The sequence below is a fragment of the Luteibacter sp. genome (genome assembly GCF_036500425.1).
GTDB lineage: Bacteria > Pseudomonadota > Gammaproteobacteria > Xanthomonadales > Rhodanobacteraceae > Luteibacter.
In genome coordinates, this window is the sequence record NZ_DASYCB010000036.1 from 1 (window position 1) to 18,276 (window position 18,276).

The following is an 18,276-nucleotide window of genomic DNA, read 5'->3' on the forward strand; positions in this document are numbered from 1 at the left end:
GTCCCCCCAAGAAGCGTCGCGTCTAAGGAGCATACCCATGGCCCGTTATCGTGGAGCTACCTGCAAACTTGCGCGTCGTGAAGGTGCCGACCTCGGTCTGAAGAGCCCGGCCCGCGCGCTTGATTCCAAGTGCAAGCTCGAAAACAAGCCCGGTCAGCATGGCGCTAACAAGCGCGCCCGTCTGTCCGACTACGCCGTCCAGTTGCGCGAGAAGCAGAAGGTCAAGCGCATCTATGGCGTGCTTGAGCGTCAGTTCAGCAACTACTACACCAAGGCTTCGACCCAGAAGGGCAACACGGGTGAAAACCTGCTTCGCCTCCTGGAAAGCCGTCTCGACAACGTCGTCTATCGCATGGGTTTCGCGGTCACCCGCGCCCAGGCCCGCCAGCTCGTCGCCCATAAGTCGGTGACGGTCAACGGCAAGAAGGTCAACGTCCCCTCGTACCACGTCCGTCCGGGCGATGAGGTTTCGCTGACTGAAAAGGCCCGCACCCAGTTGCGTGTGCAGGAAGCGGCGACGATCTACGACACCATGGACCTTCGTCCGTCGTGGGTTGAGGTCGACAGCAAGAAGTTCGCAGGCACGTTCAAGGCCGTCCCTGATCGTGGTGATCTGCCGGCCGATATCAACGAAGCCCTGATCGTCGAGCTTTACTCGAAGTAATCCACCGGAGCCTTGCATGGCAGTATCGTCAACTAGTGTGCTGCGGCCTCGTGGCCTCAGCGTCGAGCAGCTTGGCGCCAACCGCGCTAAGGTGGTGGTAGAGCCGCTCGAGCGTGGTTTTGGCCATACCCTGGGCAACGCGCTGCGCCGCGTGCTGCTCTCCTCGATTCCGGGCAGCGCCATCGTCGAAGTCGAAATCGACGGCGTGCTGCACGAATACACCACTCTGGAAGGCCTCCAGGAAGACGTCATTGAAGTTCTCCTGAACCTCAAGGACGTTGCGATTCGCCAGCACAGCGGTGACGAAGTCACCCTGACGCTGTCGAAGAAGGGCAAGGGCGTGGTCACGGCCGGCGATATCGCCGTCGATCACACCGTCGAAATCGTCAACCCGGACCATGTGATCTGCCACCTCACCAAGGATGTGGCCCTGAACATGCGTTTGAAGGTGCGTAAGGGCATTGGCTACCAGCCCGCCAGCGCGCGCCAGCATCCGGATGACGAGACGCGCCCGATCGGCCGTCTGCAGCTCGACGCGTCGTTCGCGCCGGTTCTGCGCGTGGCTTACGAAGTGGACGCGGCTCGTGTCGAGCAGCGCACCAACCTCGATAAGCTCGTGCTGGATATCGAAACGAACGGCACCATCGGTGCTGAAGACGCCGTCCGCAAGGCGGCTGAAATCATCAACGACCAGCTGTCGGTTTTCGGCGATTTCTCGCGCCGCGAGTCCGATTCGACCAAGGCGGAGAAGGGCGGTTTCGATCCGCTGCTGCTCCGTCCGATCGACGACCTCGAACTGACGGTCCGTTCGGCCAACTGCCTCAAGGCAGAGAGCATTTATTACATCGGCGATCTGGTTCAGAAGACCGAAGTGGAGCTGCTCAAGACCCCGAACCTCGGCAAGAAGTCGCTGACCGAGATCAAGGATGTGCTGGGTGGCCGCGGTCTGGCCCTCGGCATGAAGCTCGAAAACTGGCCGCCGCCGGGCTTGTCCCACGGCATGCAGTTGGGCTGATGCATTACGGGGCGATCGGTTTTCGATCGCCCCGATCCTTTGCAAGACCCGCCGGATGCCATGCGCACTTCCGCCGGTGAACGAAAGCGGTCCATAGAGGCCGTGCTCTTATAACGGGGCGTTTTGACAGCCTCGAATAGCGGGCAACCGCGGGAAGCCGGCCCTCCTGGCCGCCTTTTCATAACAACAGACCTTAGAGAGTAAACGCCATGCGCCACCAGAAATCCGGTCGCAAGCTCAACCGCACGAGCAGCCACCGCGAAGCGATGTTCAAGAACATGGCTTCGTCGCTGTTCAAGCACGAGCTGATCCGCACCACCCTTCCCAAGGCCAAGGAACTCCGTCGCGTCGCCGAGCCGCTCATCACGCTCGCGAAGACCGATGGCGTTGCCAACCGCCGCCTTGCCTTCGCGCGTCTGCGCGACAAGCAGGCGGTGGGCAAGCTCTTCGTTGAGCTTGGCCCGCGTTACCGCGAGCGTCCCGGCGGCTACCTGCGCATCCTCAAGTGCGGCTTCCGCCCGGGCGACAACGCCCCGATGGCGTACGTCGAGCTGGTCGATCGCCCGGTGGGCGGCGAAGCGGTCGACGCTGAATAAGCGTTCCTCGCGTTAAGCAAAACCTGAAACCCCGGCCGGGCAACCTGCCGGGGTTTTTTATTTCCCGGTGCGGCAGGCCCCTGTAGGAGCACGCTTGCGCGCGATCAGCGTAGCCTCACCGCTAAGTCCTTGACGTGGTTACAAACGAAACTTCCTGAACCTGCTGACAAACGTGTGCACATCGGGTTAACGTGGGTGTCCCCGCACCGCACCATCCCCGAATGAATCCTCTCGCCTGGTCGTACCGTTCGCGCTATCTCGCTGGTTTCCTCGTCTGCGCTGGCCTCATGGGCTTTGCGCTATACGCGCAATACCAGATGCATCTCGATCCGTGCCCGCTTTGCATCTTCCAGCGCATCGCGGTCTGCGTGATGGGCCTGTTTTTCCTGCTGGGCGCTTTGCACGGCCCGCTGAAGCGCGGCGCGCGCACCGTGTACGCCGTGCTGATTACCCTGGGCGGCGCCTGGGGCATCGCTACTGCCGGCCGCCACCTGTGGCTGCAGAGCCTCCCTGCCGACCAGGTGCCCGCCTGCGGTCCCGGGCTCGGCTATCTCTTTGACGCCTTCCCGTTCCTGAAAATGCTCAAACTCGCATTCACCGGCTCCGGGGAGTGCGCCAAGATCGAACCCATCCTTGGCCTGCCTATGCCGGCCTGGACCCTTCTGTGGTTCATCGTCCTCACCGTATGGGCCTGGCTGGCCCTGCGCAGCTCCAACCGTTCCTTGTCTTCCCGCGCCATCCCCAGCGCTTCTACGTAGGCCCCGCCGTCATGCCGCATTCCCTCAAAGCCGTTCTTCCTCCTGCCGCCGACTGGGCGCCGGGCACCTGGCGTTCGCGGACCGCGCTGCAGCAGCCGACCTATGAAGACCAGGGCGAGCTCCGGACGGCGCTCGGCCAGTTGGGCGAGTTGCCGCCGCTGGTCACCTCGTGGGAAATCAATGCGCTGAAACAGCGCATTGCCGAAGCCCAGGTGGGCGAGCGGTTCCTTCTGCAAGGTGGCGATTGCGCCGAGAGCTTTGCTGACTGCACCAGCCCGATCATCTCGAACCGTCTCAAGGTGCTTCTGCAGATGAGCCTCGTGCTCGTCCATGGCCTGAAGAAGCCGGTGCTGCGTGTCGGGCGCTTTGCCGGCCAGTACGCCAAGCCTCGCTCGGCGGATACGGAGACGCGTGATGGCGTGACGCTGCCTGCATTTCGTGGCGACCTGGTGAACAGCCCGGCGTTCACCCCCGAGGCGCGTCGTGCCGATCCGCAGCGACTGATCAAGGCCCATGCGCGTTCGGCCATGACCATGAACTTCGTGCGGGCGCTGATCGATGGCGGCTTCGCCGATCTGCATCATCCTGAGTATTGGGACCTCGCCTGGGTCGAGCATTCGCCACTGGCTGCCGAGTACAAGGACATGGTCGCCAGCATTGGCGATTCCCTGCGCTTCATGGAAACGCTGGCAGGGCAGTCTATTTCCAGCTACTCCCGTGTCGATTTCTACACGTCACACGAAGCCTTGTTGCTGCACTACGAAGAGGCGCTGACGCGCCAGGTGCCGCGACAGGATGGCTGGTTCAACCTGTCCACGCATTTCCCGTGGATCGGTATGCGCACGGCGGCGCTCGATGGCGCCCATACGGAGTACTTCCGGGGCATCCGCAACCCGATCGCCGTGAAGGTGGGCCCGACCGTGCAGCCGGATGATCTGCTGCGCCTGATCGATGTGCTCAACCCGAACGATGAACCGGGCCGCCTGACCCTGATCCACCGCATGGGCAACGACAAGATCGCTACCCAACTGCAGCCGCTGCTTGAAGCGGTGAAACGTGATGGCCGCCGTGTGCTATGGGTGGCCGATCCGATGCACGGCAATACCGAGAGCACGAGCAACGGTTACAAGACCCGCCGCTTCTTGAATATCGCCGGCGAGCTGGACCAGGCGTTCGATATCCACGCTGCCGCGGGTACGCGCCTGGGCGGCGTGCATCTGGAGCTGACGGGCGAGAACGTCACGGAATGCCTTGGTGGCGCCCGTGGCCTGGTCGAGCAGGATCTCGACCGCGCGTACAAGTCCATGGTGGATCCACGCCTGAACTACGAGCAGTCACTCGAACTGGCCATGCTCATCGTCCGCAAATCGGGCGGCATGGCGTAAAACAGGAGACGGCGCTTCGGCGCCGCTTCCTTTTGGAAGGCTCGCCTTCCGAATCGCGCTATCCAATCGGTTCATTCGCTTGGCGAATGCATGTTTCAAGCGGCTCACGCTGCCTCGCGCTCGAGCGTCTCCGGAAAGTAGAGACCTCCGTCCGCATCCTCGCTGCTCAGACAGTCCCCCGCGTTCGTATCAGAGTGCGCCTGGGCATAAATGTGCTGACTTGGCCTATGGCCGCTATCTTGTGCCGAACTCGCCTCGAGGGTGTGCACCAAGGCCTCCCGGTCGCGTTGAGGTTTCGTGATTTGAGAGCATTGCGCGCAGGCGCGCTCGTACAGGATGCAGCGAGGTGACGGGGCGTTTTCTGCAAATCCCACGCAGCAGAGGCTATCAACGCGTGCTCACGAATGGATGCGCGATATATGCCCTTTTGGTCTTCAACGACGGATGGCGTGTATGAGGCGGTGCACGGCATCGACCAATAGTGGCGGCTATGGGCCGTCGCTGCTGTGTCCTCCTACTGCCTTTCCAAACGACAGTGCACTTGCTCTAATTCCTGAACACATTGCAAAGGCAGGGGACGACCGTGCGCTTAACGGATATATACATCAAGCAGTTCCGCAGATTCTCCGATTTATCAGTTCGAGATATTCCAGCGACAGCAAAATTGGTTGTCCTGGCGGGGCCGAACGGCTCAGGGAAATCCTCGTTCTTCGACGCACTCTTACTGAAATACCGCATGAACACATCGTACGGCTGGAACGGCGACGCCAAGTACTATGATCGGCCCCAGGCGGAGGCCCTCGACCTTGGTTCCAGAATCTCCATTGCCACAGACACCGGCAGCGGGTTCTCCCGAGGAAACCTCTACGTACGCAGCGCGTACAGAAACGACGCTGAATTCACGATCAGCTCCCTGTCACGGCAGGGAGCAATTCTTGACAGTGTCAACCTATATAGGCTGATTGAGTCTGATGCTACGGTAAATATTAACTACCAGCGTCTAGCTTCGAGGGCAATGGAGGATGTGTTCGTCAACGAGGCATCCGCGACCACGATGGGCGACTACCGCGAGAAGTTGATCGGAGAGATTCGTCTACCACTTCAGCGACTTTTCCCCGACCTAGCCTTCGTCGGGATCGGCAATCCTCTCGCCGATGGTTCCTTTCAGTTCGACAAAGGCGCATCAAAAGGGTTCGACTATAAGAATCTTTCCGGAGGCGAGAAAGCCTCTTTCGACTTGATCCTCGATCTCGTGGTTAAGGGGCCTAGCTATGCGGACGCGATCTATTGTATCGATGAGCCTGAGATGCACATGAATACGCGTCTGCAAGGGTCGCTGCTCGGTGAGCTGGTTGGACTCCTTCCTGGGAATTCTCAGCTTTGGATTGCTTCGCATTCGATTGGGATGATGCGTAAGGCGCGAGAAATGTACGATGCCGATCCGACGTCTGTTGCCTTTATAGATTTCAGCGGCCACGATTTTGATCAAGCAATTACGCTTTCCACGAGCAAGCCCACACGATCCTTTTGGGAGGGGGTGATGCACGTTGCACTCGACGATCTCACTTCGCTTGTGGCACCTAAGCGGGTTGTAATCTGTGAAGGAAACCCACGAGGATCGATGCCAGGAAAAAACTCCGAGCACGATGCCCGTATTTACGAGACTATCTTTGGCGATGACATGCCTGATACCACTTTCATTTCTGCAGGCAACTCGAAGGAGGTGCAGGGTGATTTCATCGGTCTGGCGACTGTTTTGCCGAAAGTGGCATCCGGTATAAAAATTACCCGCCTGATCGATTTGGATGACCATTCTCAAGATGACGTCGGCGAGTTCAAGGAGAAGGGTGTACGCGTTTTGAGTCGACGGCATCTCGAAGTCTATCTCTACGATGACGAGATATTGACAGCGCTCTGCAATTCTGTGGGAAAGCCCGAGATGGCAGGCGAATTGATCGCAGCTAAGGTAAATGCGATTGCAGGGGTGGTGAGCCAAGGGCATCCGTCAGACGATGTCAAGAAGGTCGCAGGCACGGTATATAACGCTGCCAAGCGGATACTTTCTCTCGCGCAGGTGGGTAACGACGCCGCGGCATTCGCCCGAAACACTTTGGCAAAGTTAATTAGGCCTGGTACAGCCGTTTATGCGACGCTGCGTATGGATATATTCGGCATCTGAAAGTCTCCAATTCCTTGCTTCTACCTGTCCTATGCGTCGTAGATAATCGACGATCAAAGGCATCCTTTATGCTCGCAACAATCGCTTGGTGCTACGAGATCACCGCCGTCCCCGAATCCAGCCACCGCTGGTGCCACGACAGCGCCTCGGGCAGCAAATGCGGCGTGTGCTTGCCGAAGCTCGCCAGCGAAGCCCGATCGAAGTAGTCCTCGAGCTGGGCTCGGTACGACGGGTCGACGCAGTGATCCAGGATCTGCCGTGCGCGATGTCGCGGCGGCAGGCCGCGCAGGTCGGCCAGACCGTGCTCGGTCACGATGATCGACACATCGTGCTCGGTGTGGTCCACGTGGCTGACCATCGGCACCAGTGCCGAGATGCTGCCGTTCTTCGCCGTGCTCGGGCTGAGGAAAATCGACAGGAAGCTGTTGCGTGCGAGATCGCCCGAGCCGCCGATGCCGTTCATGATCTTGCTGCCCATCACGTGCGTAGAGTTCACGTTACCGTACAGATCGGCTTCGATCATGCCGTTCATCGCGATGCAGCCAAGCCGACGTACCAGTTCCGGATGGTTCGAGATCTCCTGCGTGCGCATGATGATCCGCTCGCGGTAGAACGCGATGTTGCGCTTGAACTCCTCGTTCGCCGCCGGGCTCAACGCGAACCCGGTACACGACGCCACGCGCAGTACGCCGTCGCGCAGCATGTCGAGCATGCCATCCTGGATCACCTCGGTGAACGCAGCCAGGTCCCGGAAGCCACTTTCCGCGAGGCCCGCGAGGCCCGCGAGCACGGCATTGGGAATATTGCCTACGCCCGATTGCAGCGGCAGCAGGTTCGCCGGCAGCCGGGCCTTCTTCACCTCATGCTGCAGGAACTCGATCAGGTGCGAGGCAATGCGCTCGCTCGTATCGTCAACCGGTGCGAAGGGGCTGTTGCGATCGGGGCCGTGCGTTCGCACCACGGCGACGACCTTGTCGGGGTCGACGCGAAACGACGTCTCGCCGATGCGGTCATCCGCCTGCAGCAGTGGAATCGGCTCGCGCTGCGGGGGCAGGGCAGTGCCGTAGTAAACGTCGTGCATGCCGTCGATGCCTTCCGGCTGCCAGTCGTTGACCTCGATGATCACCTTCTTCGCGAGGCCAGCCACGTCTTGTTATTGCCGATTGAGGTGGACGGGATCAGCGAGCCATCCTCGCGAATACCGGCGACTTCGACCACGGTGGTATCGATGTCGCCGTAGAAGCCAAACCACACGTGCTGTGCCACGTGGCTCAGGTGGATGTCGATGTAATCGAGCGTGCCCGCGTTGATCCGCTGGCGGGCATCCGGATCGGTCTGGAACGGTATGCGCAGCGCGATGCCGTCGGCCTTGGCGAGGGCGCCGTCGAGCTCGGGCGCGGTGGAGGCGCCGGTCATCAGCCGGATCCGGAAATCCTGCCCGGCCACGTGCGCATCCTCGATGCGGCGGGCCAGCGCCAGCGGCACGGCTTTCGGAGACCCCGAACCCGTGAAGCCGCTCATGGCCACGGTCTCGCCGGGCTGGATGAAGGCGGCGGCAGCCTCCGCGCTGACCACGCGGTCGCGCAGGAGGGAGGAGCGGATGCGATCGGAAGACATGGGGAGCGCCGGTGCTGCGGGAGGGGACTGCCAATTTCCCCAGCCCCACTGCGGCGCGGCCCATCCGACCATGGTGGTATGGCAACGTGCCGCAGGGCGTGGCCGGGACTGAACGAAGCGCGACACCGTGCCGGAATCGCGGCGAACCTTTTGCTACGCTCGGGCGTGCCGCGACCTGGCGGCCATGGAAGGAGTCGCGATGCCCCGGCAACGCTTGCGTCACCCCGGTTTGTACGGCCACCCCGCGCGGCTGGCCCTCGCCACCTTACTGGCCGCCTCGGCCCCGCTAACGCACGCTACCGAAGCGAAGGAGACACCCCGCATGAACGCGTCCGCCGCCCACGTCACCGCCGAACAGGCCATGCACGGCATGCTGGAACTCATCCGCACGACGCCGTCCGTGGCGGAACTCACGCCGGAAGCGATGGGCGAGCGCCTGGGCCTGCCCATCAAGCGCCTCAGCACGGATCACTTCGGTTATGCGCAGCCACTGACCGGCGGCTGGGCCTTCAGCGTCGAGCGGCAGCAGGTGGGTGCGGTGGGGCCGCGTGTCGACCTGATCTTCTCCCCGGTGGGTGAAGACCGGCCAGCTGCGACGCCGATCTGCACGCCTGATTTCGGCCACTTCACAGGGGAACTGGAACGCATGGGCTTCAAGCGCCAGAGCGCCCACGGTGAGCACGGCCGCTGGACCTACGATGCGTTCGACCGCCCGGGGCAGCATGTCGAGGTCTATCCCCTAGTCACCGAGGGTGCGGACGCCGCCGGCGCCTGCGTGCAGATGGTCCTGGTGCGCTAAGGAGGGCTGGCCATGCCACTCAATGCGAAAGCCGACGCAGTCCTCCAGGCATTCGGAAAAGAACCTGGCGTCACACCCGACCAGCTGAAGAACCTGACCGATACGATCAACGCCTCGCTGGCGCTGGTCGATGAGGTGAACCGTGCCGTCGATGCCGGTCACCTGCGGCGCATCGTTGCGCTGAACAACCCGCATGCGGGCGGCGAGTACAACGCCGGCGCGCATGAAATGCGTTTGCCGCTCACCAGTCTTTCGACGCCCTCAGGCGGCAAATACGATGCGTCGGAAGCCACCTTCGTGCTCGGCCACGAGCTGCAGCACGGCTTCAATGCGGCCGACATCGCTAAGGCGAATTCGCAGTTCACCCATGACCTGCAGGCCGTGGCGCAATCGAAGACGACACCCCACGACTACACGAAGCCCGTGGGTGACGTGATCGCCGCAAGCCGCCGTGACGAGGCGGGTGCCGAGATCTCCGGATGGAACGCAACGGTCAGCGCGGCGCGCCTCGAAGCACAGAAGAACCACGCGCCCGCCCCCACGCTCGAAGACATCTACAAGCGCAACCCGGGACGCATGGATGATTTCATCCACGTCGATCGCAGCCAGTTGCCCGCGACGTACAACATGCGTTCCAACCTCACGGTGAACGCCGACCTCAGCATGCCGTCCACGCCGGCCAACATCGAAGGCATGGGCAAGAACTACTTCGACCGGTCATCGACCCTGGGGCATAACGGCAATTCGTCGTACGCGAACTACTACGGCGCCTGGGCGACGGGCGTGGCCGTGCAGTACGAGCGCCATTACGGGAATGGGCAGGCGCCCATGGCCCTCGACCTGAAGGGACTCCACCTGAACCCGGATGTCATGGCGCAGAACGGTATTGACCTTGGCGCGAATAAAAATGCCATGCCTTATCTCGACACCAGCACGCAGCCGCCAACGCAACGTAACTTCCGCGATTCGGCCACCTCGCATGTCTACCAGCCAATGACGCCGGGTTCGGCGCCCGTCACGCTGGATCACGCGGACCACCCGGACCACGCGCTGTTCAGGCAAACGCAGGGTGCCGTGCATCGGCTCGATGCGCAGCATGGCAGGGCGCCCGACCGGCAGAGCGAGAACCTTGCGGGCGCGTTGACCGTTGCGGCACGGGAGCAGGGCCTGAAGTCAGTCGATCACGTGGTACTCAACGCGGATGCGTCCAAGGCGTACGCCGTGGAAGGCCCGCTGGATTCGCCACACAAACGCATCGCGGAGGCCACCACGCAGCAGGCCGTTAACACGCCGATCGAGCAAAGCAGCGCGGCATGGCAGGCCGTCGCGGAGCGCGCGCAGCAGGCTAACCACCAGCACACTGCCCAACAGCAGGCCGCGTCGCAGCAACAGGCGGTGCAACAGCAGCCAGCGGCGCCCCAGTCGCCGGCCATGTCGCATTCGATGCCTGGCCCCTGAGCAGGCGGCCGGGGGCCTCCAGCCTCCCGTCAGTGGCCGTGGCGGCCTAGCGCCCACGCCACGTGCTCACGCACCACGGCCGAGTCGCTATCGGCTCGCTCGCGCAGGGCGTCCACCACCTCATCCGTGGTGGGCGCGTTCCCGAGGCCCACCGCCAGGTTGCGCAGCCAGCCTTCATACCCGGTCCGGCGAATCGCCATGCCCTCGGTGCGGGCAAGGAATTCGTCCTCGCTCCAGGCGAACAGCTCCACCAGCTTCGGCCCGTCCAGGCTATGCCGTGGCGCGAAGTCCGGCTCGGTCGCGTCCTGCGCGAACTTGTTCCACGGGCAAATCAGCTGGCAGTCGTCGCAACCAAACACCCGGTTGCCCATCGGCGCGCGGAATTCTTCGGGAATGCTGCCCTTCAGTTCGATCGTGAGGTACGAGATGCAGCGACGCGCATCGAGCCGGTACGGCGCGACGATCGCCCGCGTCGGGCAGATATCGATGCATTTACGGCAGCTGCCACAGTGCGCCGTTGCGGGTTCGTCCACGGGCAGCGGCAGGTCGGTATAGAGCTCGCCGAGGAAGAAGTACGAGCCGACGCGTTTGTTGATAACCACCGTGTGCTTGCCGATCCAGCCGAGGCCTGCGTTGCGGGCGAGGGCTTTTTCCAGGACGGGCGCGGAGTCGACATAGGCGCGGTATGAAAACTCGCCGATTCGCTCAGTGATCCGCGACGCCAGCTTCTGCAGGCGATTGCGCATGACCTTGTGGTAGTCACGGCCCAGTGCATAGCGGGCGATGTACGCCTTTTCGCCATCGTTGATGACATCCCAGGCATTCGCAGTGCCTGGCGGGATGTAGTCCATGCGCACCGATATGACGCGAAGGGTGCCGGGCTCCAGCTCCGCGGGCCGGCTGCGCCGGGTGCCGTGACGGGCCATGTAGTCCATTTCGCCGTGGTGGCCGTCGTCCAGCCAGCGCTCGAGGTAGGCCTCATCGTAGCCGAGCTCGGTGCCCGCGATGCCCGCGTCGGCGAAGCCAAGCTCGCGCGCCCAGCGTTTGATATCGCTGGCGAGGGCGGCGTAATCGATGTCGGTGGAGACGGGCATGCGCCCATTCTACTTGGCCCACCTATAATCCTCAGGATGAGCGTCCCACACCGCGATACCGCCCTGTTCACCTCCGCGCAGGCCCGCGCGATCGACCGCCGCGCGACCGATGAGCTGGGCATCCCCGGCTTTGAGCTGATGTCGCGAGCGGCGGCGGCCGCGTTCGCCCAGCTTCGCCGGCGCTGGCCGGAGGCGGGGAGGTTGCGCATCGTCTGCGGTGCTGGCAACAACGGTGGTGATGGCTATCTGGTGGGGCGTGATGCCCTGGCAGCGGGCCTGCAGGTCGATCTGGTGGCGCTGGGGGAGCCAGGGGATGGCGGCGATGCCGCCGAGGCGCGTCAGGCATTCCTCGACGCCGGCGGGATCCTCACCGTGGCCGATGACGACGAATCGCTGGCCAGCCCGGATGTGATCGTCGATGCCATTTACGGCACCGGCCTGAACCGTGCGCCAGAAGGCGAGGCGAGGCGCGCTATCGAAGCGATCAACGCTGCGGATGTGCCGGTGTTCGCGCTGGACATCCCCTCGGGCTTGTCGGCGGATACGGGCGCCTGCCCGGGCGTCGCCGTGCGGGCGACGGCAACCGCCACCTTCATCGTGCACAAGCGCGGCATGCATACCCACCTGGCCGAACTTGCCGGCGAGATCGTGCTGCATTCGCTGGGTTTGCCGGAGAGCCTTCTGGAGCCCGCCGACGCCACGTTGCTCACCCCGCAGGGCCTGCCGCCGCGCCCGCGCGATTCGCACAAGGGCAGCAACGGCCACGTGCTGGCGATCGGCGGCGACCATGGCACCGGCGGTGCGGTGCGAATGGCGGCGGAGGCCGCGGCACGCACCGGCGCGGGCCTGGTAAGCGTCGCCACGCGCGAGCAAAACGTGCTGGCGATGAATGCGGCGCGCCCCGAACTCATGGCGCATGCCGTGGATGGTCCGCAAACCCTCCAGCCGATGCTCGACAAGGCGACCGTCGTGGCGCTGGGCCCGGGCCTGGGCCAGGCGGCCTGGGGCCATGCCCTGTGGACCACCGCGCTCGACGCGGGCAAGCCCACGGTGCTCGATGCCGACGGCCTGAACCTCTTGCATGCCGAGCCCCGGGTTTTGCCCGCGCGCATCGTCCTCACCCCGCACCCCGGCGAAGCCGGCCGCCTGCTCGGCGTGTCGACCGCCGAGGTACAGGCGGATCGCTACGCCGCCGTGCGAACGCTCGCGCGGCGCTTTGAAGCGGTCGTGGTGCTCAAGGGCAACGGCAGCCTTATTGCGTCACCCGAAGGTGATGTCGCCGTCTGCCCCTGGGGCAACCCCGGCATGGCCAGCGGCGGCATGGGCGATACCCTGACCGGCATCATCGCCGGCCTGCTGGGGCAGGGCTGCGATCCCTTTGCGGCCGCATGCCTTGGCGTGAGCCTGCACGCCCGGGCCGCGGATGTCGCCGCACGCCACGGCGAGCGTGGGCTTCTCGCTGGCGACCTCCTCGAGCCGCTGCGCCGGCTCGTCAACGGGCTGGAGGCCTGATGGAACTGACCTTGCCCGACGAGGCCGCCACCATCGCGCTCGGCCGCCGGTTGGCCCAGACGCTGCCGGGTGGCCTCGTCGCCTTCCTTCACGGCGACCTTGGCGCCGGCAAGACGACCTTCGCGCGGGCCTTCCTGCAGGCGCTCGGTGTTGGCGAGCGTGTGAAAAGCCCGACTTACAGCCTGGTCGAAGGCTACGAGATCGGCGAACGCCGCGCGTTTCACCTCGACCTCTACCGCATCGCCGATCCCGGCGAGCTGGAATGGCTCGGCCTGGACAGCCTGGCCGAGCCCGGCGCGATCGTCCTGGTGGAATGGCCGGAGCGAGGCATCGGCGCACTACCGCCGGTAGACCTGGAACTCAGCTTCCGCCATGAAGGCACCGGCCGCGCGGTGTGCTTCAAAGCCCACACCCCCGCAGGCCGCCGCATTCTCGAAGCGACCGCCCCCCCGTAGGAGCGCGCTTGCGCGCGATCGGTCTTGCCGCAAGCCCGCTCGCGCAAGCCCGCTCCTACGCGGGACGCAAGATCTCGCGATATTTCTCAGGGCTTGCAGCGCATTCCTGTACGGACGTTGACGAAGTGTTCGCAGGTTATGGATTAGCAAGGGAAAAAATCTTGCAATCCGCGGGCGCATGGAGTTCAATCCGGGCTATATGAGGGGAATCACTAGCAAACTAGGGCTTCTTGCGTGCGTGACCGCGGTCGCGACGCTGGCGCCTGTCGTCTCGAACGCGGCTGATGTGAAGGCCGCCCGCGTCTGGGCAGGGCCTGAGTACACGCGCGTCGTCTTCGACCTTTCCGGTCCAGCCACCTACAAGATGTCCCAGGGCGATACCCCGGGCAGCGTGGTGCTGGATATCGCCGGCAGTGCCGTGGCGCCTGATTTCTCGGCGCCGGGCGGGCAGGGCCTGTTCAAGTCGATGAGTTCGGGCAAGCAGGGCGCCGCCGCCCGCGTGACCGCCACGATCGACCCCAAGGCCAAACCGAAGAGTTTCCTGCTGAAGCCCGCCGGGGATTACGGTTACCGGCTTGTGCTCGATCTTTACCCCGGCGGGCAGACCGATCCGGGTGATAACGCCCCGGGCGACGACGACACACCTTCCATCGCGAAGGCCGTGGCCGATGCTCCGGCAGAGCCGCCTGTGGCTGCCGTGAGCTCAAAGAGCCGCGGCAAGGCCGCCGCCAGTGGGAAGACCATCCCTGCCGGCACGCCGCCCATGGCCGGCTCGCGTAAGGTCGTGGTGGCGATCGACGCCGGCCACGGCGGCGAAGATCCCGGCGCCAGGGGCGCTACCGGCCTGCGCGAGAAGGATGTCACCCTGATGGTGGCGCGCGAGCTCGCCGACCAGATCAATCGCCAGCCAGGCATGCAGGCCGTGCTGACCCGCAATGGCGATTACTTCATCCCATTGAAGCGCCGTTACCAGATCGCCCGCGAGCACAACGCGGACATGTTCGTCTCGATCCACGCGGATGCGTTCAAGAACAGCGATGCGAAGGGCTCGTCTGTGTGGGTGCTTTCGCCGCGCGGCAAGACCTCCGAAGCCTCGCGCTGGCTGGCCGATCGCGAAAACCGAGCTGACCTGGTCGGCGGCGTATCGCTGGACGACAAGGACGACTCGCTCGCCGCCGTGCTGCTCGATCTGCAGCAGGGCTATGCCATGCAGGCGTCCGAGCAGATCGCCGGCAACGTATTGAAGGCCCTGGGCCGCCTGGGTCCAACCCACCGCGGTTACGTCGAGCGCGCCAACTTCGTCGTGCTGCGTTCGCCCGACGTGCCTTCGATCCTGGTCGAAACCGCCTTCATCACCAATCCATCCGAAGAGACGCGCCTGCGTAGCGAAAGCCACCGCGAGGAACTGGCTAGCGCCGTACTCGGTGGCGTGCGTAACTATTTTGAATCGATGCCGCCGCCGGGTACGTGGTTCGCCGCCCAGGCTGCACGCCGCAACGGCACCTACGTGGCGTCCACACCGGCGCCCGTCGAGCCGGCCGACGCAGACGATAACGGCGCTGACGCGAAGCCGGCCGCGCGGACGCCCACCAAGGCCCCGGTCGCCACGGCGAAGCCGTCGAAGGTCGTGGCCAAGGCCGATGTCCCGGCGAAGAAAGCCGCCAGCGGCCGCGCGGATGACAACATCCGTGACCTGCACCGTGTGGGTAGGGGCGAGACGCTGACCGGCATCGCCCAGCAGTACGGCGTCTCGGTAGGCTCGCTGAAGCTGGCGAACAAGATGAACGACAACACGGTGCGCGTCGGCAGCGTCATGGTCATCCCCTCGGGCTGATCGCTGGCGGCACCGCCACCCGCCCCCATCGGCTATCCTCTTGGCCTGAAAGTGCAGTCAGGCCAAACCCATGCCCATCCGTCCCCTTCCGCCCGAGCTGATCAACCAGATCGCGGCGGGTGAAGTCATCGAGCGCCCCGCCTCGGTGGTGAAGGAACTCGTGGAGAACAGCATCGATGCCGGCGCCCGTCGCATCGAGGTGGATATTGAGCAGGGCGGGGTCCGGCTGATCCGTGTCCGCGACGATGGTGGCGGTATCCCGCGCGAGGAACTGTCGCTCGCCGTGGCCTCGCACGCGACCAGCAAGATCGCCAGTTTCGACGACCTCGAACATGTGGCGAGCATGGGCTTCCGGGGTGAAGCGCTCGCATCGGTATCGTCGGTGGCGCGCTTCTCGCTGACCTCGCGGCATGCTGGCCAGGAAGCCGCGTGGCGGATCGAAGTCGATGGCGGCAAGTACACCGACGCACGTCCAGCGCAGCATCCACCCGGCACGACGATCGAGGTACGCGACCTCTTCTACAACGTGCCGGCCCGGCGCAAGTTTCTCCGCGCCGAGCGCACGGAGTTCGCACATATCGATGATCTGTTGAAGTCGCTCGCGCTGGCGCGCGAAGGCGTCGACATCCGCCTGACCCACAACGGCAAACCGGTGCGCCTGCTCAAGCCCGCGCGTGACGAGCATGCGGCGCTAGCGCGCGTCGCCGAGGTACTCGGTCCCGAATTTCCCGGCCAGGCACTGCGCGTGGAACATGAAGCCGCGGGCCTTCGCCTCTCGGGTTGGGTAGGCTTGCCTACGGCGTCGCGTTCATCAGCCGACCAGCAATACTTCTACGTCAATGGACGCATGGTCCGCGATCGCATCGTCGCGCATGCCGTTCGCCAGGCTTACGCGGATGTGCTGTTCCACGGGCGCCACCCGGTGTTCGTCCTGTTCCTCGAACTCGATCCGGCTGGCGTGGATGTCAACGTGCATCCGGCGAAAAACGAGGTGCGTTTCCGCGAGCAGCGCCTGATCCACGATTTCCTGTTTCGTACCTTGCACGAAGCACTTTCGCAGACACGCGCCGGCGCCGCACCGCAGGAATCGCCCTTGCCGGTCGCCGCCGAGGCCGCAGGGGGTTATGAACGTCGCGCGTCGCAGCCGATGGCTTCCTCCATGCCCGCATGGCCGCAATCGGCGAGCCAGTCGCGGTTGAATCTTGGCGTGCGCGAGGAGCCGCTCGCCGGCTACGCGACGCTCATGGGCTCGGCCAACGCCACGCCTGTCAGCTTCGCACCGCGTCCCTCCGCATCGTGGTCGCCTACGCTCGCGCAGGATCCGGCGCAGGGCGATGACGTTCCGCCGCTGGGCTACGCCATTGCGCAGCTGAAGAACATCTACGTGCTCGCGGAAAATGCGCATGGCCTCGTGCTGGTCGACATGCACGCGGCGCATGAGCGCATCACCTACGAGAAGCTCAAGAACGGCCGCGTTACCGCGAACCTGCGCTCGCAGATGATGCTGGTACCGCTGTCGATCGCGGTCAGTGCCAAGGAAGCCGCCGCGGCGGAAGAGCATGCCGAGGCGCTCGCCGAGTGGGGCCTGGAGCTCTCGCGCAGCGGCCCATCCGGCGTGGTCGTTCGCCGAATTCCTTCACTACTCGAGGGAGCCGATGTCGCGCAGCTTACCCGCGATGTGCTGGGTGAGCTCGCGCAGCACGGCAGTTCACGCCGGCTTGAAGAACTAGAGAACGAGTTGCTCTCGACCATGGCCTGCCACGGCTCGGTGCGTGCCGGCCGTCGTCTGGGCGTGCCAGAAATGAACGCGCTGCTACGCGAAATGGAAGCCACCGAACGCAGCGGCCAGTGCAATCACGGTCGCCCCACGTGGGTGCAACTCTCGCTCGCCGAGCTAGACAAACTCTTCCTCCGCGGCCGCTAATCACCCTGTAGGAGCGCGCTTGCGCGCGATCGCGCGCACGCGCGCTCCTACAGGGATATAAATACTGAGGTTTCTATGATCCGTATGTTCGCCCTCGCATCCGCCGTCGCCATGGTCACGGGTAGCGCTATCGCCGCCGACGAGACCGCTTCGGTGCAGAAGGTCCGCGCCGAGCGCCTGGCCACGCTCACCGCGCCGGATGGCTGGCTAAGCCTGATCGGGCTGGAGTGGTTGCAGCCAGGCGCCAACCGGATCGGTAGTGCTGCTGATAACGACATCGTGCTCAAGGCGGGCCCCGTGCATCTCGGCACGATTACCCTGGACGATAGTGGCGATGCCACCATTGAGCTGGCGAAGCACAGTGGTGCGCTGGTCGATGGCCGTGAGGTCGAGCGGGCGACCCTGGTGGATGACACGCCGGGGCACAAGCCCACCGAAGTTCGCTTTGGTTCCGCGCATTTCTTCGTTATCGCGCGCGACGGCCGCAAGGCGCTGCGGGTGAAGGATGAGAATGCGGAAACCCGCACGCACTTCCTTGGCCTGGATTACTTCCCCATGGATCCGTCGTGGCGCGTAGTCGCTGACTGGGTGCCGTTCGATCCGCCGCACGAGCTGGAGATCGGCTCGGTCCTGGGGACGATCGACAAGGAGAAGGTGCCTGGCAAGGCGGTCTTCACGCGGGAGGGCCATACTTTTGAGCTGTATCCGATCCAGGAAGAACCCGATTCGTTGTTCTTCGTGTTTGCCGATCGGACCAGCGGCAAGGAAACCTACGGCGCAGCGCGTTTCCTGGACACGCCGCTCGCGAAGGACGGCAAGCTGGTGCTCGATTTCAACGAAGCTCGCAACCCGCCATGCGCGTTCACACCGTATGCGACATGCCCACTCGCCCCACCGGAGAACCGGTTGGATGTGCGCATCACCGCCGGCGAGAAGAATTATCGCGGGCATCCGTAAGGCCCCGCTTCGTCGGCGCGGTTGAGCCG

General features: G+C 64.1%; 14 protein-coding genes and 1 pseudogene. 13 read left to right on the forward strand and 2 right to left on the reverse strand.

The window, feature by feature from the left end; translation table 11 throughout:
- Positions 1 to 37 precede the first annotated feature (37 nt).
- The 6 genes from rpsD (at position 38) to VGN46_RS08745 (ending at position 6,597) form a co-directional block, all read left to right on the forward strand.
- Positions 38 to 664, forward strand: coding sequence for a 30S ribosomal protein S4 (rpsD, locus tag VGN46_RS08720; RefSeq protein ID WP_029213873.1), 627 nt, complete (start codon positions 38 to 40; stop codon positions 662 to 664).
- Positions 665 to 680: 16 nt separating this feature from the next.
- Positions 681 to 1,679, forward strand: coding sequence for a DNA-directed RNA polymerase subunit alpha (locus VGN46_RS08725; protein WP_331642769.1), 999 nt, complete (start codon positions 681 to 683; stop codon positions 1,677 to 1,679).
- A gap of 209 nt (positions 1,680 to 1,888) precedes the next feature.
- Positions 1,889 to 2,275 carry a 50S ribosomal protein L17 gene (gene rplQ, locus VGN46_RS08730; RefSeq protein ID WP_331642771.1) on the forward strand — a complete coding sequence of 129 codons (387 nt, stop codon included), beginning with the start codon at positions 1,889 to 1,891 and terminating at the stop codon, positions 2,273 to 2,275.
- Positions 2,276 to 2,496: 221 nt separating this feature from the next.
- Entirely contained in the window at positions 2,497 to 3,033 is a 537-nt protein-coding gene (locus tag VGN46_RS08735) for a disulfide bond formation protein B (RefSeq protein ID WP_331642773.1), read from the forward strand.
- Positions 3,034 to 3,044: 11 nt separating this feature from the next.
- The gene (locus VGN46_RS08740; protein ID WP_331642775.1) at positions 3,045 to 4,418 is read left to right on the forward strand and encodes a class II 3-deoxy-7-phosphoheptulonate synthase; all 1,374 of its coding nucleotides are present in this window, start codon (positions 3,045 to 3,047) and stop codon (positions 4,416 to 4,418) included.
- A gap of 583 nt (positions 4,419 to 5,001) precedes the next feature.
- Positions 5,002 to 6,597, forward strand: a complete 1,596-nt coding sequence (locus VGN46_RS08745; protein ID WP_331642777.1) for an AAA family ATPase — start codon at positions 5,002 to 5,004, stop codon at positions 6,595 to 6,597.
- Between the two features lie 91 nt (positions 6,598 to 6,688).
- Here VGN46_RS08745 and VGN46_RS08750 read toward each other — a convergent pair.
- Positions 6,689 to 8,214, reverse strand: a pseudogene (locus tag VGN46_RS08750) (acetyl-CoA hydrolase/transferase family protein).
- 199 nt (positions 8,215 to 8,413) lie between these two features.
- Here VGN46_RS08750 and VGN46_RS08755 point away from each other — a divergent pair.
- Both VGN46_RS08755 and VGN46_RS08760 read left to right on the forward strand, forming a co-directional pair.
- A complete protein-coding gene (locus VGN46_RS08755) occupies positions 8,414 to 9,013 on the forward strand; it encodes a hypothetical protein (protein WP_331642779.1) in 600 nt (199 codons plus the stop codon).
- A gap of 12 nt (positions 9,014 to 9,025) precedes the next feature.
- Positions 9,026 to 10,471 (forward strand): XVIPCD domain-containing protein, encoded by a 1,446-nt coding sequence (locus VGN46_RS08760; RefSeq protein ID WP_331642781.1) that lies wholly within the window; start codon positions 9,026 to 9,028, stop codon positions 10,469 to 10,471.
- 29 nt (positions 10,472 to 10,500) lie between these two features.
- Here VGN46_RS08760 and queG read toward each other — a convergent pair whose 3' ends face one another.
- On the reverse strand, positions 10,501 to 11,565 hold the full coding sequence (queG, locus tag VGN46_RS08765) for a tRNA epoxyqueuosine(34) reductase QueG (RefSeq protein ID WP_331642783.1): 1,065 nt from the start codon (positions 11,563 to 11,565) through the stop codon (positions 10,501 to 10,503).
- A gap of 36 nt (positions 11,566 to 11,601) precedes the next feature.
- Between queG and VGN46_RS08770 the strand changes: the two genes are divergently transcribed.
- From VGN46_RS08770 to VGN46_RS08790, 5 genes are all read left to right on the forward strand, one after another.
- Positions 11,602 to 13,077: an NAD(P)H-hydrate dehydratase gene (locus tag VGN46_RS08770; RefSeq protein ID WP_331642785.1), complete on the forward strand. Its 1,476-nt coding sequence runs from the start codon at positions 11,602 to 11,604 to the stop codon at positions 13,075 to 13,077.
- A complete protein-coding gene (gene tsaE / locus VGN46_RS08775; protein ID WP_331642787.1) occupies positions 13,077 to 13,532 on the forward strand; it encodes a tRNA (adenosine(37)-N6)-threonylcarbamoyltransferase complex ATPase subunit type 1 TsaE in 456 nt (151 codons plus the stop codon). Before VGN46_RS08770 ends, tsaE begins: the two co-directional genes overlap by 1 nt.
- A gap of 199 nt (positions 13,533 to 13,731) precedes the next feature.
- Positions 13,732 to 15,366, forward strand: coding sequence for an N-acetylmuramoyl-L-alanine amidase (locus VGN46_RS08780; RefSeq protein WP_331642789.1), 1,635 nt, complete (start codon positions 13,732 to 13,734; stop codon positions 15,364 to 15,366).
- 70 nt (positions 15,367 to 15,436) lie between these two features.
- Positions 15,437 to 17,290 (forward strand): DNA mismatch repair endonuclease MutL, encoded by a 1,854-nt coding sequence (gene mutL / locus VGN46_RS08785; RefSeq protein ID WP_331642791.1) that lies wholly within the window; start codon positions 15,437 to 15,439, stop codon positions 17,288 to 17,290.
- Between the two features lie 75 nt (positions 17,291 to 17,365).
- On the forward strand, positions 17,366 to 18,247 hold the full coding sequence (locus tag VGN46_RS08790) for a DUF1684 domain-containing protein (RefSeq protein ID WP_331642793.1): 882 nt from the start codon (positions 17,366 to 17,368) through the stop codon (positions 18,245 to 18,247).
- The last annotated feature ends 29 nt before the right edge of the window (positions 18,248 to 18,276 follow it).